Genomic DNA, 15,457 nt, shown 5'->3' with positions numbered 1-15,457 from the left:
CTGAGGCCTATTCAGGCTCTATAAATAATCATCGCTGAGAAACAATAAACTTGCTCATCTTCGTCCTCGTGAATTGCTGCGATATTGTATTTAATATCTACAAGTTTTTTCTCTTCAATTTTTGCTAGGAAACGATTCATCTCAAGTTCAAGATCCTTCTCATGTTCATGGTCAAATAACTTCACTTTAATCATGAAGGGCCATCCTCTCTATTTTTTTTATCATCATTGACAGAATTATCTGTTTTTATAAGTTGTATTTCTCGCTAAATCAGAAAAGGCTGACCCCATAGGTCAGCCAATCTTTGTTATTTAAACAAGCATTAATTTTTCTAATTCTAACGGTTCAATATAAACGCCATTTTTATAAGCTCTCATATTTCCGCCTGATATTTCATCGATCAGAACGATTTGTTTGTCTTCGCCGACTCTGCCGAATTCAAATTTAATATCATATAATTCAATATCTTTTTTCGCCAGCTCATCTTTTACTACTTGTCCGATTTGCTTTGTTAAGTCCTTTAGTACGGAATATTCAGCTTTCGAAAGGACTCCCAGCATATCAAGGGCATCCTCGCTGATTGGCGGGTCCTGGCGGTCATCGTCTTTAATCGTTACTTCTACAAACGCATCAAGGGCTTGTCCCTCCTCAGCGTACATCCCGTAGCGGCGAAGAAAGCTTCCAACTGCCTTATAGCGGCAAATGACTTCAAGGCCGTTTCCAAAAACAGTAGCAGGCTTCACTGTCATCGTAGCTTCTTCAATGTTTGCATCAATATAATGAGTAGGAATTCCCTTTTCCTTTAATATTTCAAAAAAGAATTTAGTCAGGCTTAATCCCGCACGACCTGCACCCTCCAGTGTTAAACCTACCGTATTGGCACCTGGATCAAATACTCCATTTTCTCCTGTTACATCATCTTTAAACTTTAATAAATAATTTCCGTCCTCTAGAGCATATACATCTTTTGTTTTGCCTTTATAAATAGGTTTCACTGTAAGTCCTCCTTAAAGCTTCTGTACGTCTTTAACTATAAGTTATTCTTAAAAAAGGAATCAACATTTATTTTTCATTTCCCAGTAAGTTGTGTTTTATTTAAATTCAACCTCGCCTGTCCAGTCAAGCATGCCGCCAACCATGTTGCGGACTTTGTAGCCTTGGTCCTGCATGTAGTAGCATACATTTTGACTGCGGTTTCCTGACCGGCAAATAAAAATGTATTCCTTTTCTTTATCGAAATAGTCCAGGTTTTCAGGGATTGTCATCATTCGAATATGTTTGGCTCCTGGTATCATCCCTTGAGCCACTTCTTCATCTTCTCTCACATCAACTAGCTCAAGCTTTTCGCCGGCTTGCAATTTCTTATCTAATTCTTCTGTAGTAATAATCTCGATACTCATCAATAACTCCCTTTCCTCTACAGCCTTATGATTTTTCCCTATATTCATATTAAAAAACATCCTCCAAAAAGGCAATCGGAGGATGTTTTTTTATCACTACGAACGGGACAAAAGCCCGATCCTATTTAATTAGCCACTATATTTACTAGTTTTCCTGGAACAGCAATGACTTTACGAATTGTTTTTCCATCGATTTGTTCTTTTACGGTTTGGTCATCCATCGCGATTTTTTCAAGTGCATCCTTTTGGGCATCTGATGGGACAAGAAGTTTCGCTTTTACTTTACCGTTAATTTGGATAACAATTTCGATTTCATCGTCGACTAGCTTTGCCTCATCGAATGCTGGCCAAGCTTCGTAAGCGATCGTTTCACTATGGCCAAGTTTTCCCCAAAGCTCTTCAGCAATATGAGGAGTAATAGGTGAAAGCAATTTCACAAATCCCTCCATGAAATGTTTAGGAAGAACGGTTGTTGTTTTATAGGCTTCATTAATAAATACCATCATTTGAGAAATAGCCGTATTGAAGCGTAAACCTTCATAGTCCTCGGTTACCTTTTTCACTGTTTGGTGATAGACCTTTTCAAGTTTGCTTGCTTCATCGCTCTCTTGAATTTTCGGATTTAGACTTCCGTTTTCTTCAATGAACAAGCGCCATATCCGGTCAAGGAATCTTCTCGATCCGTCAAGACCATTTGTAGACCAAGCAATGGATGCATCAAGCGGCCCCATAAACATTTCATATAAACGAAGTGTATCCGCCCCGTGACTTTCAATGATATCATCAGGATTAACAACATTTCCTTTTGATTTACTCATTTTTTCATTGCCTTCTCCAAGAATCATACCTTGGTTAAATAGTTTTTGGAACGGTTCCTTCGTATGAACAACACCGATATCATACAGAACTTTATGCCAGAAACGTGCATATAAAAGGTGAAGAACCGCATGCTCTGCTCCACCGATGTAAATATCAACCGGAAGCCATTCCTTCAGTTTCTCTGCATCCGCAAGCGCTTCACTGTTATGTGGATCAATGTAACGCAGATAATACCAGCAGCTGCCTGCCCATTGCGGCATCGTGTTTGTTTCTCTGCGGCCTTTTTTGCCTGTTTCTGGGTCCACTACACTTACCCAATCTTCAATATTGGCGAGCGGTGACTCACCTGTTCCAGACGGCTTAATTTCCGTTGTCTTTGGAAGAATTAATGGCAGCTGGTCATAAGGGACAGCTGAACTTGTGCCATCTTCCCAATGGATAATTGGAATCGGCTCGCCCCAATAGCGTTGACGGCTAAACAACCAATCTCTAAGGCGATACGTTACCTTTTTCGTGCCAAGTCCTTTTTCTTCAAGCCACGCAATCATCTTACTGATAGCTTCTTCTTTATTCATTCCATTTAAGAAATCGGAATTAACATGCTCGCCATCGCCAGCATAAGCTTCTTTTTCAACATTTCCGCCAGCTACGACTTCCACAATTGGCAAGTCAAATTGCTTAGCAAATTCATGGTCACGCTCGTCATGAGCAGGTACTGCCATAATCGCACCTGTTCCATAGCTAGCTAATACGTAATCGGCAATCCAGATCGGCATCTTTTCGCCATTTGCAGGGTTAACCGCATACGCACCTGTGAAAACACCCGTCTTTTCTTTTGCCAAATCAGTTCTTTCCAAATCACTTTTCATCTTCACTTTATCTAAATAACCTTGAACGGCACCACGCTGCTCTTCAGTTGTAATTTTGTCGACTAATTGATGCTCTGGAGCAAGTACTGCATAAGTAGCACCAAAAAGTGTATCAGGGCGAGTCGTAAATACTTTGAATGTTCCTTCATGACCCTCAATTTGGAAGGTTACTTCTGCCCCTTCTGAACGGCCAATCCAGTTACGCTGCATATCTTTTAAGCTTTCAGGCCAATCTAGTAACTCTAGGTCCTCAAGCAAACGATCTGCATAGGCAGTTATTTTTAATACCCATTGTCTCATTGGTCTGCGCTCAACCGGGTGGCCGCCGCGCTCACTTTTTCCATCAATGACTTCTTCATTTGCTAATACTGTTCCAAGTGCAGGACACCAGTTCACAGCTACTTCATCAATGTAAGCAAGACCTTTTTCATATAGCTTTAAGAAAATCCATTGTGTCCATTTGTAATACTCAGGATCTGTCGTATTGATTTCACGATCCCAATCATAGGAGAAGCCTAATGCTTTAATTTGACGGCGGAATGTATTAATATTCTTAGCCGTAAATTCAGCTGGATCGTTTCCTGTATCCAATGCGTATTGCTCTGCAGGAAGGCCAAATGCGTCCCAGCCCATCGGGTGAAGGACATTATAGCCTTGCATCCGCTTCATGCGGGAAAGGATATCTGTTGCTGTGTATCCTTCAGGGTGTCCGACGTGAAGCCCAGCTCCAGACGGATATGGGAACATATCTAATGCATAAAATTTACGCTTTCCTTTATCTTCACTCGTCTTAAATGTTTTGTTCTCTTCCCAGACTGTTTGCCACTTTTTCTCAATCTCTTGATGATTGAAACTCATCACATGTTCCTCCTAAATAAAAAGTTATAGAATATTTCGAAAAAATCAAAAAAACCTCCCATCCCAATAAAGGGACGAGAGGATTATGTATAATCTCCCGCGGTACCACCCACATTAGTGACCTAGTCACTCGCTTCATTCATCCTTAACGCGGAGTACGGCAAGCATTACTATTCCTTCACACTTGCTGCTCAAAGGCGAGTTCATGGCTTACCTGGCTGACTTGCACCACCCGTCAACTCTCTATCATCAGGTTCAATCCACTACTAATCCTTTTCTTAGCATATAAATATTTATTAGTGCTATTGTATTAAATTTCCCGCCAAGATGCAAGTGGGCCTATCTTGACAGGAAATTTAATATGTAGCATATGCTGGAAATAAGAATATGTGAATGTATTTTCCCTCTGATTTTTGTCAAAGAAAGAAGAAAAGGGAAAATGGAGTGTTTACAATGAAAGGCATTTACTTGATTAATGAAGGGCGGTATCACAATTTTGAAAGTAAGTCGCACTGCAAAAGCTTGATTCGTTCATTTTTGAAGGCAAATCAGATCCAGACTGTAAAACTGAATTCAAACCAGCTCAATGATTATTACACTATTCCTCATGCTCTTTTATACGACTTAAAACAGGCAAAGATGTTATTGGATTATTTAGTAATCTATTCGAATCAAGATGTGAATGAATTTATTTATATGTATCCTGCTAAATGGGTATTATTAAAAAGCTATTTTTCAGAGGTTGTATTTGTGGAGGAACAGAGAATTAGTGGCTAATTAACGGGTTTGATTCAAAGGTGCAACTAAATTGTGGACCAGCAAAAAGAACATAGACGGAGATTTTCCGGTTATATGCAGATTGGAGCTTGTTTTGTGGTAAATAGGGGGAGGATTTCCGACTAAGCTAAGCGAAATCCCCCTTTTTCACGTTTTTCGAGTCAATAGGCGGAATCTCTCCGTCTACTTAAGCCATTTTTTAATCTTTTTACCAAATAGGCGGACTTTCTCCGACTATTTATTTGATCGATTGTTTAACCTAATCCCCCAATCTTCGTTTTGCACTTCTCAACCAATCCCTTAAACCCTAGTGCAGGTCTTTTAAGAAGCGTGTACAACGCTCTTTGATTTTCTAATTTTTTTATCGTAAATGAAAGTTGTAAAAATAGAAATCACGAGTAAAACGATAATGATGGTGAATAGCATTGACATTCCGTATATATGAACAAGGATGCCTCCTAGGAGCGGTCCAATCATACGCCCTCCGGTTGCCATACTATTGACAATTCCTTGGTAAAATCCTTCTCTTCCTTTTGGTGCCAGATCATTGGCGATCGTAGGAACTGCTGGCCATACTAACATTTCGCCAATGGTTAAAATAATCATTCCGGCCAGAAAAGCAGCAAACTGATGGGCTACAGAAACAACAGCATAAGAGATAATAAAAATACCAATACCAATATTTATTTGTGTCTTCAAAGATTTGATTCGGGTCACAAGCAGGTTCACTAACGGCTGACCAAGAACAATCAATGCTCCATTGATCGTCCAAAGCAGACTATATTGTCTTAAAGTGATATTTAGCTCCTGAGTAAAGGAGGCGATTGTCGTTTGCCACTGAACATATCCGACCCAGCATAAGCTGTAGCCAATACATAAAATTAATAGGGCATATAGCTTTGAATGGTCCTTAACAACAGACTTTTTCTTACGTGCTGAAGTATGCATACGTGACTCGACTTGAATTCCCTTATATCCAAAAACTGCAATAAGAAGAAAAGCCAAGTACATAAACGTGTTAGCAATAAAGATGAGCTGAAATGAAAAAGAAGCTACAAATCCGCCAAGAGCCGCTCCGATTGCTACACCAAGGTTTTGCGCTACGTATAAAGCATTAAAGGATTTTCTTCCCCCTTCCTTCCATACTGAGCCGGCCATTGCATACATGGAAGGGAAAATAATTCCTGCTCCAAATCCAACTATCGTTAAAAAGACAACATACATTGGCCAATCATGCCAAAAGGTTAAGCCGATTAATGATAATAAAGATATTCCTGCTCCTAGCAGGATTGATTTATAGCCGCCGATTTTATCAAAAAGGATGCCGCCGGTTAAATTGCCAATAACACTTGCTCCGGAGTTTAACATGAGAGCAAATCCCGCTACAGGTAATGATTTTCCTAAATGATCGTGAATATAGATTGTGTTTAAGGGCCATAAAAAAGAAGAGCCTGTAACATTCACCACCATCCCAATTATTAAAAGCCATAAGGCACGTGGCATGAAAAACCCTCCTTAAATAGACCAAAATATATAAGTTTGCCCGACAATTAGTTTCGATTCCCTAAGCAATTTTATTTCTTTTTGACCGTCCTGGCAATAGGTAAACACCTAAGAAGCCAAACAAAGAAAATACACAATATTCCCTGAAAAACGGAAGCCTCTTCGTAACAACTAAAAACCCTCCAAAATTGGAGGGTTTCGATTATGTCTAGCTTTTCTTTATTCAGGATGGAATTTCGATTTAACAGGCTGCCCCTTTTTTTCATATAACTTTTTTGCTTGCTTGACGATGTCGAAATCCTGACCGATTTCTAGATCTTGATTATTAATGCCATTGCGGTTCTTTTGTTCAGGATTACTCTGTTTAGACCGTTTTTTCACCTTGAAAGTCACTCCTTAATGAGGATGAATAATCATTTGGTTTTGGAGCTGCTGCAGCTGCAGCCTCATGCGGTGAAGCTGTTCCCTCTGCTGGGAGTTGGCACTTAAAGCAAGTTTTGATAGATCATTATACGCATTCTCAAGAGAATACAGAGCATCCGTATAACCGGCATCATTGTAATGCTCTTGAGTTCTGCCTTCCTGAAGCTGGTCATTGGCGAAACGGATAGCATCCTCACATTGCTGCATGAGGTTATCAACGGATTCACGAGTAGCCATAATATCCCTCCTGAAATGAATCGGTCTTTTCAGAAGCATAATGCTTCATTGCTTAGTTTGTTCATATTTCTTTTTCCTATTTCATGATTTTGCTGGCAAAAATCGCTGATAGCCATTAACATTTAAAAATAGACTTTCTCTATTTACAGAGCTTTAAGGAGGTTTACATGATGAATCAGATTAATCCTTTTCCATTTGCATCCGATAATAAACGCTATCATACATGGAATTACCATTTAAGAAATCATTTTGGCCATAAGGTTTTTAAAGTCGCTATTGATGGCGGCTTTGACTGCCCGAATCGCGACGGCACGGTTGCTCACGGCGGCTGTACATTTTGCAGTGCAGCTGGTTCAGGTGACTTTGCGGGAAACCGGTCTGATGATATAGAGATCCAATTTTATGAAATTAAAGAAAAAATGCATCAGAAGTGGAAAGATGGCAAGTATATGGCTTACTTCCAGGCATTTACGAATACACATGCACCCGTCGAAGTATTAAGAGACATGTACGAAAAAGTTTTGCAGCTTGAAGATGTTGTTGGGCTTTCAATTGCTACAAGGCCAGACTGTCTGCCAGATGATGTCGTTGAATATTTAGCTGAGCTTAATCAAAGAACATATTTATGGGTTGAGCTTGGTTTGCAAACTGTACATGAAAGAACCGGATTGCTGATCAATCGTGCTCATGATTATCAATGCTATGTGGACGGTGTCAATAAGCTTCGAAAACATGGAATTCGCGTTTGTTCCCATATTATTAACGGACTTCCTCTCGAAACACCGGAAATGATGATGGAAACGGCCAGAGAGGTCGCAAAGCTAGATGTTCAGGGAATCAAAATTCACCTGCTTCATCTTTTAAAAGGTACACCTATGGTGAAGCAGTATGAAAAAGGAATGCTTGAATTTTTATCACTTGACCAATATGTCAGCTTAGTTTGTGAACAACTTGAAATTCTTCCTCCTGAAATGATTATTCATCGAATTACTGGGGATGGTCCTATTGAATTGATGGTTGGTCCGATGTGGAGTGTCAATAAATGGGAGGTTCTAAACTCGATTGATGCCGAACTTAAAAGACGGAACAGCTGGCAAGGGAAATTTTATAAAGCAAGCAGTGTGGAGGTACAAGCATGAAGCTAGATGGAGTTTTGCCTTTTGCCAGGAAGCTGCTGGAAAAAGCCGTTCGTTCCGGTGACATTGCAGTAGATGCAACATTAGGAAATGGGCATGATACATTATTTTTGGCAAAACTAGTAGAAGATTCCGGTCATGTCTTTGGATTTGACATACAAGAAGATGCAATTTTCAGTACAAAAAAACGGATAGAAGAACAGCAGCTCTCTGACCGTGTTACTTTATTTCATAACGGGCATGAACATATATTATCCAGTATTCCTGGGGAGAACTACGGAAAAATTAAAGGCGCCATTTTCAATTTAGGCTATCTTCCTGGGGGCGATAAATCGATTGTTACAGTTCCAGACACAACCATTTCCGCGATTGAGCAGCTTATTGAAATAATGGCCCCTGAAGGGATTATTGTCCTTGTTGTTTACCATGGCCACGAAGAAGGTGCGATTGAACGTGACGCACTCCTTCAATTTGTACAACAGCTTGACCAGCAAAAGGCGCATGTTCTTCAATACCAATTTATTAATCAGAAGAACAATCCACCTTTTATAGTCGCTATTGAAAAAAGATAACGTTAAAAAAACCTGCTCTAGGCAGGTTTTTTACTTATTTTTACTTTAGAAACACTCTCATAACCCCGGCTGGCATCCATTTTTGCAGTGCTCGATAAGCACGTCCATTTAAATAAAAGAAAAAGCTGATCATCCCGCCGGTTTTGATTATTCCTCGAGCTAATTTCTTTACGTTTCGCTGCTTTCGGACCTTTTCATCTGATAAATAAATGCCTAGCAGTCCGCGATTAATCAGTTGATGAAATCGTTTATGTGGCAGCTGTTCAGTATGCTTGTCTGCTTCTTGAACAAAATGCTTCAGCCTGTCAAAAAGCTTCTCATCACTTTCATAATAGAAACAGAAGTTTAAATCTCCGCCCGCACGGTCCTCTTCCTGATCAATAAAATAATCCAATAATATATGCAAACCTTGTATGTAAGGAAAATAGCCATTCCGAATATTTTCTGCATCTGCCAGCTTAAAATCTTCCCTCATGGCATAAGAAACAAGGCAGAAAATGCCCAAAGTCGATCCAGAGCAGGCAGAAAACTCATACCACTCCATCTCAGGAATTTGTTCCTTATATTCATCAAACCAGCCTTTAAGCCGTGGAACTCGTTCCTCAACCTTTACATGCTTGTGAATCTGCAGGTCACAATAATACCGGCATAATTCTAATAAATGGCCACTGATTTCATCATAATAACTTAATTCAGTCAAAACCTCTCTGCAGGCTCCAGCAAGGTCAGCTAAATAATTTCCATCTTCTTGTTCTTCTCTAAACCGGTAATAATTTTTCGGTGCAGCCTTCACCACTAAAGAATCCATCATTGACTCGTGTAAAGCCTCAAAATCTTCGGGATCCAGTGATGTACTGCGATCACATAAATTATCCAAATAATCGCTGATTGTTTGATAAGCAACAATAAATTTAATCGCTTTTTCATATTTTTCTTTTGCCATTAACGCCATGATGGCGCCGCCTTCACAATGAAAGGTCTTATGTTTTATGCTTGCTAATGCCTGTTTTCTGAGCTCTGGATCAGGTATTTCTTCTGCTCTCTTCCGCCAATAATCCAATTCCTTATGAACGATTGGCAATACCCTCCGATAAACATTTGACATTAGACTAATAGGCATAGACGGAACACCCATAGTAAAACTCACTCCTTAAAAAAACCAAAGCGCTGTAACTAGTCACTAACGATATATCCTACGGCCTTTAACTGGCTATATACGAAATCTTTCGCATACTCGAATACTTCTTCCCTCTCAGGCTCATTAAAGATTTCATGATAGCATTTAGGCCATTCTTTAAATCGCTTTTCTGAGAAGGGGGCTTTATTAAACCAATCGCTGACTGTCTTCTTATTTACAATTAGGTCTTCGCCTCCCTGCATAACAAGCAGCGGGACATCTTGAGTTTTATCAAGATTTTCGAAACTTAGCTTTATCGAATGCACAAGTTCACGATACCATCTAACAGACACCTTTGTCACATATAACGTATCATTGGCATCAGCATCCCGAACATCTTTATTTCTAGTTGCCATATCCACTGTAATCCCTGAATTCATACGCAGACTAGGAACAATTTGATTTAATACATAGGAAAGGATATTAAGGAATTTATTTGGTTTCTTTGCTAAACCAAGACAAGGGGATGACAGGATCACTCCTGCTAATTTCAATCTCTCTTCCTGCAAAAGGCGAATAGAGATTAAGCCGCCCATGCTATGGCCCAATAGAAAAACCGGCAAATCTAATTGATAGGCAGCCTGTATCCAATCCTTCACTTCATGTAAATATTCGTCAAATGAATCAATGTGACCTCGCCGCGATCTAGTAGTCATACCCTGGCCAGGAAGATCTCCCATAATGACATGAAAGCCTGATAAACGCCACATTTCAATAAGCCAGCCGTAGCGGCGATGATGCTCCATCGCACCATGGACCATCACAATGACTCCTTTAGCCTCTCCCTCAGCTTCCCATTTCCACATTATAAATCCTCCTAAACCTCATGTTGAAAACGAACTTATTATAGTTAAATTATAGCCCAGAAACAGTATTTCATCATTAATGAAGTCTAATTGATCAATGAAGAAGATTGATGACTTCTATGGTAAAATTAAGATATTAAATCATTTCAAGGAGAATCAAATATGATCTACCCATATAAAGAAAAACAACCAAAAATAGCTGACTCGGTTTTCATTGCAGACTTTGCAACCGTTACAGGGGATGTAGAAATCGGGGATGAATCCAGTGTGTGGTTCAATACGGTTATAAGAGGGGATGTCGCCCCAACAATTATTGGAAAAAAGGTTAATATTCAAGATAATTCAGTACTGCACCAGAGCCCTAACAACCCTCTAATTCTTGAAGATGAAGTGACAATAGGACACCAGGTTATTTTACATAGCTGCATTATTCGCCGAAAAGCGTTAATTGGCATGGGCTCTATTATTCTTGATCAGGCGGAAATTGGTGAAGGAGCCTTTATCGGTGCTGGCAGTCTAGTTCCTCAAGGTAAAAAAATACCTCCTAATACACTTGCTTTTGGTCGTCCAGCTAAAGTAATCCGTGAAATAACACCTGATGATATTAAAGAGATGGAAAGAATAAGCAGAGAATACGCTGAAAAAGCGCAATATTATAAGTCACTGCAGAAATAATCAAGATATTTTTTAACATGTCCTTTTACAGATAACTTATTCTTTCTTATCGTTTTATATACCCATTGGCAGAACCGTATTCATTGAACTTAATTCATTTTCGTACTTTCTTTCAACAAATATGGCATGCCATATCATAAACATTAAAACCGTCCAAAGCTTTCTTGAGTTATCGAATTGATCGTTATAATGGTCATCAAGCAGCTTATACAAATAATCTTTATGAAATAAATGATCGGTTTCGCTTTCACGAATAATTTTTCTCGCCCAATCGTTCATTTCGTTTTTTAGCCAAAACCTTATAGGAACGGGAAAGCCCAGTTTCTTCCGATGTAAAACATGCTCTGGAACAATTCCTTCCACTGCTTTCCGCAATATATATTTCGTTGTTCCATTGGCGATGTTTAACCTGCTCGGTATTTGGGACGCAATCTCAAATACCTCTTTATCTAGAAATGGGGCCCGCAAATCCACCAAATGGGCTCCAGTCATTTTTTGAGCTTTTAATAGAATATCTCCTCTAAGCCAAGTATGAATATCGATAAACTGCATCTTGTTTATCGCATCATATGAAGAACTCTCTTTGTAAAGTGAGGCTGTTATATTCGTATAACTAAGATCTACCCTATATTCTCGAAAGAACATACTCTTTTCTACTTCGGAAAAAATTTTTGCATTGCCAATATACCTTTCTTCTAAAGGAGTAATCCCCCGCTCAATAAAGCTTTTACCCTTCATCCCATCCGGAAGAAAAGCCGCAAGTTTCTGCAAAATTCCTTTTATCAAATTAGGCAAATATTGAAAGAGCCTTAAGGACTGTGGTTCCCGATAAATATTATAGCCGCCGAATAATTCATCAGCACCCTCACCAGATAATACTATCTTTACATGCTTACTTGCCTCCTTAGCAGCAAAATAAAGCGGAATACAGGCTGGATCTGCAAGCGGATCTTCTAAAGAATAGATAATATTCGGCAGCTCCTTAATGAAATCTTCAGGATGAATGATCCTGCTTATATTATCAACACCAAGCCTTTTAGCCGTTTCCTCAGCAATGTCAATTTCACTAAAGCCATCCTGCTCAAACCCAACTGAAAATGTTTTTAAATCTGGATGGTATTCCTTTGCAATTGCAGCAATAATAGTGGAATCAATCCCCCCAGAGAGGAAGGATCCAATTGGCGCATCGCTCCCAGTATGCATTTGAATTGACTGATAGAGGGCTGATTGTATCTCTCGAATAAATTCAGCTTCTTGTTTCAAAACTGGTTGAAAGGCTGCTTTCCAATAGCAAATAATCTCCATGGGGCCATCCATTTTCTTTGTAAAATAATGCCCTGGTTCAAGCTTTTGAATTTTATTTGTCATCGTGTCCGGCTCTGGGACAAACTGAAAGGTTAAATATTGCTGCAATGCATCTAAATTCAAAACTTCGCTTTGCCAAATGCTCTTCTTATTAGCGGAAAAATACATCTTTTCTATTCCTTCATAATAATAAAAAGGTTTGATCCCAAAAGGATCTCTTGCACCAAACAAGACTTTATCCTGCTTATCCCATATAACAAGAGCAAACATTCCATGCAGCTTTTCCACAATTTTTTCTTTTAATTGGCTATATAAAATTACTAATACCTCTGGTTCACAACATTCACCTTCAGATAGTCCTTCTTTAAGCTCTTTTATATTGAATATCTCCCCATCCAATACAATCAAATACCGGTCATTTTGAAAGAAATATGGCTTCACCTCACATCTTGGATAATGGAAAAGACCAAACTCTTCATCATAAAAACATACTTCACGATCCGGGGTATTTGTATTATCATGATTTCTTTTTACAAATCCACTAAAGCCGCTCATTTATTTATCACCCAATCTCATTCTTAAATAAATTTAGATGATAAGTGCACTATGTATTTGTTTATTGATTGGAAAAGATAGTAGGAAGGTGTTTGCAAGGAATGGAAGTAGGAGTTCAAAATCATCCTTAACATATGACGAATTAAAAAAGCGGAAGTTACATCAAAAATGCAGCTTCCGCTTTTTCATTATTATTTTAAAGCCTCTGCACGTAATGCTTCAGCTTTATCTGTACGTTCCCATGGAAGATCAATATCTGTGCGTCCAAAATGGCCATAAGCAGCAGTTTGCTTATAGATTGGACGGCGCAGGTTTAGCATATTAATAATGCCAGCTGGACGAAGGTCGAAGTTTTTGCGAACTAAGTCAACTAACACGTCTTCATCTACATTGCCTGTTCCGAAAGTATCAATGGAAATAGATACTGGCTGTGCTACTCCGATTGCATAAGCAAGCTGTACTTCAACTTTATCAGCTAAGCCTGCAGCAACGATGTTTTTCGCTACATAACGTGCAGCATAAGCAGCGGAGCGGTCAACCTTTGTTGGATCCTTTCCAGAGAATGCACCGCCGCCGTGACGAGCGTATCCGCCGTAAGTATCAACGATAATTTTGCGGCCAGTTAAGCCAGCATCCCCTTGTGGTCCGCCGATTACGAAACGGCCAGTAGGGTTAATAAAGTATTTCGTATTCTCATCAATTAGTTCTTTTGGAACAACTGGATTGATGACATGCTCTTTAATATTGCGCTGAATTTGCTCTAAGCTAATTTCAGGGTGATGTTGAGTAGAAATAACGATCGTATCAATACGGACAGGCTTGTTATTTTCATCATACTCAACTGTTACTTGTGTTTTTCCATCTGGACGAAGGTATGGAAGGATTTCTTCTTTGCGCACTTCAGTCAAACGGCGTGCCAATTTATGAGATAATGAAATTGGAAGCGGCATTAGCTCCTTCGTTTCATTACATGCAAATCCAAACATTAACCCTTGGTCACCAGCACCAATTGCTTCAATTTCTTCATCAGTCATTTGCCCTTCACGAGCCTCTAAAGCTTGGTCAACCCCCATCGCAATATCTGGTGATTGCTCATCGATAGAAGTTAATACCGCACAAGTTTCGGAATCAAAGCCGTATTTTGCACGAGTATAGCCGATCTCTTTTACTGTTTCGCGAACGATTTTTGGAATATCTACATATGAAGATGTAGTAATTTCCCCTGCAATTAGAACTAAACCTGTTGTAACAGATGTTTCTGCTGCTACACGGGCATTTGCATCCTGAGCTAAAATGGCATCTAAAATGGCATCAGAAATTTGGTCACAAATTTTATCCGGATGACCTTCAGTTACTGATTCAGATGTAAACAAACGACGTTTTGTTGACATGCTGATGTTCCTCCCTTATATAAAAAATGATACGGAACTCATTCCCTAATTAGTATGAAGTAAGTTTGGAGTTTTTATGATTAGCGTATAGGCTTTTCAAGAAACTAACCCTCAAAATGCAAAATAAAAAACCTTTCCATCTGTGTGAAAAGGTTGAAGCAAATCGATTCGCGCCTTTCACTCTTATCGTTCAAGGAATAATCCTTGCGTCAGGTTTAGCACCTTTGCTAAATCAAATATGCTAAAGCATACTTGTTAAAATCGTTTAGCAGGTTGCTGGGCTTCATTGGGCCTGTCCCTCCGCCAGCTCGGGATAAGAGAGTATCCGTTCAAGGATAAATCATAACGTAATATATAAAAGGAAGTCAATAAAATTATTCATTTATTTTGGTGTTTTTTTTTAGTCCATGCACATCATAATGAACAACTGCCATTGTCACATTTTCCCCTGAAAAATTTATGTCTATTTTTAGCTACCCATTTATATAGAGGATTACCTAAAAACGACATTCCAGGTAAATATAAACATGATCCAAATAGGGTTAACGGAGGAGAAAGCAAGAATAAATACCTGATAGCCTCAAAGCCTTTACGGACTTTTCCACCGGGAGACATAATATGAAGCTCCCGTCGTAAGCTGATTTTATCGAACGTTATGGAATGGCGGTTTTTTTCATATTCCTGCAGTGAAATCCAGCTTACTTTGTGAAACCAATCAATTTTTTCAAAAAATTGTTTAGATTCCTTGCATAAACTGCATGTTTCGTCGTATAATGCAATCGTTTTCACCTAACACCAGCCCTCTTCTTTATTTATATCCTTAGTTTATCATATTTTTATCCTATTCAATTTAGGTAGCGCAACTTCGTTAGGCGGAATTATTATTGTTCAAAAAGAGGAAAATAATTAATGAAAAAAAACTACAATTAGTATAGATTAATCATTTGAATGTGT

Annotated in this window: 16 protein-coding genes, 1 riboswitch and 1 other annotated feature; of the genes, 4 read left to right on the top strand and 12 right to left on the bottom strand. The window is 39.0% G+C overall.

Annotation, left to right across the window (positions count from 1 at the left end; translation table 11 throughout):
• Nucleotides 1–11: 11 nt before the first annotated feature.
• From AR328_RS06610 to leuS, 4 genes are all read right to left on the bottom strand, one after another.
• On the bottom strand, nt 12–194 hold the full coding sequence (locus AR328_RS06610) for a sporulation protein Cse60 (protein ID WP_066292104.1): 183 nt from the start codon (nt 192–194) through the stop codon (nt 12–14).
• 117 nt (nt 195–311) lie between these two features.
• Complete coding sequence (locus tag AR328_RS06605; protein WP_066292102.1) at nt 312–995, bottom strand: phosphoribosylaminoimidazolesuccinocarboxamide synthase; 684 nt, start codon at nt 993–995, stop codon at nt 312–314.
• 96 nt (nt 996–1,091) lie between these two features.
• Complete coding sequence (locus AR328_RS06600) at nt 1,092–1,448, bottom strand: rhodanese-like domain-containing protein (protein ID WP_442854436.1); 357 nt, start codon at nt 1,446–1,448, stop codon at nt 1,092–1,094.
• 77 nt (nt 1,449–1,525) lie between these two features.
• On the bottom strand, nt 1,526–3,946 hold the full coding sequence (gene leuS, locus AR328_RS06595) for a leucine--tRNA ligase (RefSeq protein ID WP_066292099.1): 2,421 nt from the start codon (nt 3,944–3,946) through the stop codon (nt 1,526–1,528).
• Between the two features lie 67 nt (nt 3,947–4,013).
• Nucleotides 4,014–4,235, bottom strand: a binding site (T-box leader).
• Nucleotides 4,236–4,399: 164 nt separating this feature from the next.
• Between leuS and AR328_RS06590 the strand changes: the two genes are divergently transcribed.
• Complete coding sequence (locus tag AR328_RS06590; RefSeq protein WP_066292095.1) at nt 4,400–4,723, top strand: hypothetical protein; 324 nt, start codon at nt 4,400–4,402, stop codon at nt 4,721–4,723.
• Between the two features lie 321 nt (nt 4,724–5,044).
• Here AR328_RS06590 and AR328_RS06585 read toward each other — a convergent pair whose 3' ends face one another.
• From AR328_RS06585 to AR328_RS06575, 3 genes are all read right to left on the bottom strand, one after another.
• Nucleotides 5,045–6,226, bottom strand: coding sequence for an MDR family MFS transporter (locus AR328_RS06585; RefSeq protein ID WP_066292086.1), 1,182 nt, complete (start codon nt 6,224–6,226; stop codon nt 5,045–5,047).
• Between the two features lie 219 nt (nt 6,227–6,445).
• Nucleotides 6,446–6,607 (bottom strand): glycogen biosynthesis protein GlgD, encoded by a 162-nt coding sequence (locus tag AR328_RS06580; protein WP_066292083.1) that lies wholly within the window; start codon nt 6,605–6,607, stop codon nt 6,446–6,448.
• 15 nt (nt 6,608–6,622) lie between these two features.
• Nucleotides 6,623–6,886, bottom strand: a complete 264-nt coding sequence (locus tag AR328_RS06575) for a YtzC family protein (RefSeq protein WP_066292080.1) — start codon at nt 6,884–6,886, stop codon at nt 6,623–6,625.
• Nucleotides 6,887–7,056: 170 nt separating this feature from the next.
• Here AR328_RS06575 and AR328_RS06570 point away from each other — a divergent pair, with 170 nt between their 5' ends.
• Together AR328_RS06570 and AR328_RS06565 are read left to right on the top strand one after the other, a co-directional pair.
• Nucleotides 7,057–8,025 (top strand): TIGR01212 family radical SAM protein, encoded by a 969-nt coding sequence (locus AR328_RS06570; RefSeq protein WP_066292073.1) that lies wholly within the window; start codon nt 7,057–7,059, stop codon nt 8,023–8,025.
• Nucleotides 8,022–8,594 (top strand): class I SAM-dependent methyltransferase, encoded by a 573-nt coding sequence (locus AR328_RS06565; RefSeq protein WP_066292071.1) that lies wholly within the window; start codon nt 8,022–8,024, stop codon nt 8,592–8,594. The genes AR328_RS06570 and AR328_RS06565 overlap by 4 nt, the downstream gene beginning before the upstream one ends.
• A gap of 40 nt (nt 8,595–8,634) precedes the next feature.
• On the opposite strand, the gene AR328_RS06560 is transcribed toward AR328_RS06565, so the two are convergent.
• The gene (locus AR328_RS06560) at nt 8,635–9,729 is read right to left on the bottom strand and encodes a tetraprenyl-beta-curcumene synthase family protein (RefSeq protein ID WP_066292069.1); all 1,095 of its coding nucleotides are present in this window, start codon (nt 9,727–9,729) and stop codon (nt 8,635–8,637) included.
• 38 nt (nt 9,730–9,767) lie between these two features.
• Entirely contained in the window at nt 9,768–10,577 is an 810-nt protein-coding gene (locus AR328_RS06555; RefSeq protein ID WP_066292067.1) for an alpha/beta hydrolase, read from the bottom strand.
• A 162-nt stretch (nt 10,578–10,739) separates the two neighbouring features.
• On the opposite strand from AR328_RS06555, the gene AR328_RS06550 reads away from it, so the two are divergent.
• Nucleotides 10,740–11,252, top strand: a complete 513-nt coding sequence (locus AR328_RS06550) for a gamma carbonic anhydrase (RefSeq protein WP_066292064.1) — start codon at nt 10,740–10,742, stop codon at nt 11,250–11,252.
• 54 nt (nt 11,253–11,306) lie between these two features.
• Here AR328_RS06550 and asnB read toward each other — a convergent pair whose 3' ends face one another.
• The 3 genes from asnB to AR328_RS06535 all read right to left on the bottom strand — a co-directional run bounded on the left by asnB (nt 11,307) and on the right by AR328_RS06535 (nt 15,292).
• Nucleotides 11,307–13,112 (bottom strand): asparagine synthase (glutamine-hydrolyzing), encoded by a 1,806-nt coding sequence (gene asnB, locus AR328_RS06545; RefSeq protein ID WP_066292062.1) that lies wholly within the window; start codon nt 13,110–13,112, stop codon nt 11,307–11,309.
• A 191-nt stretch (nt 13,113–13,303) separates the two neighbouring features.
• Entirely contained in the window at nt 13,304–14,503 is a 1,200-nt protein-coding gene (metK, locus tag AR328_RS06540) for a methionine adenosyltransferase (RefSeq protein ID WP_066292060.1), read from the bottom strand.
• Between the two features lie 180 nt (nt 14,504–14,683).
• A riboswitch (SAM riboswitch) is annotated at nt 14,684–14,823 on the bottom strand.
• 94 nt (nt 14,824–14,917) lie between these two features.
• Nucleotides 14,918–15,292, bottom strand: coding sequence for a thiol-disulfide oxidoreductase DCC family protein (locus tag AR328_RS06535; RefSeq protein WP_066292058.1), 375 nt, complete (start codon nt 15,290–15,292; stop codon nt 14,918–14,920).
• Between the last annotated feature and the right edge of the window lie 165 nt (nt 15,293–15,457).

It is taken from the genome of Bacillus sp. FJAT-29937, from assembly GCF_001509555.1.
GTDB lineage: Bacteria > Bacillota > Bacilli > Bacillales > Cytobacillaceae > Cytobacillus.
This window is presented reverse-complemented; position numbering and strand designations above follow the sequence as displayed.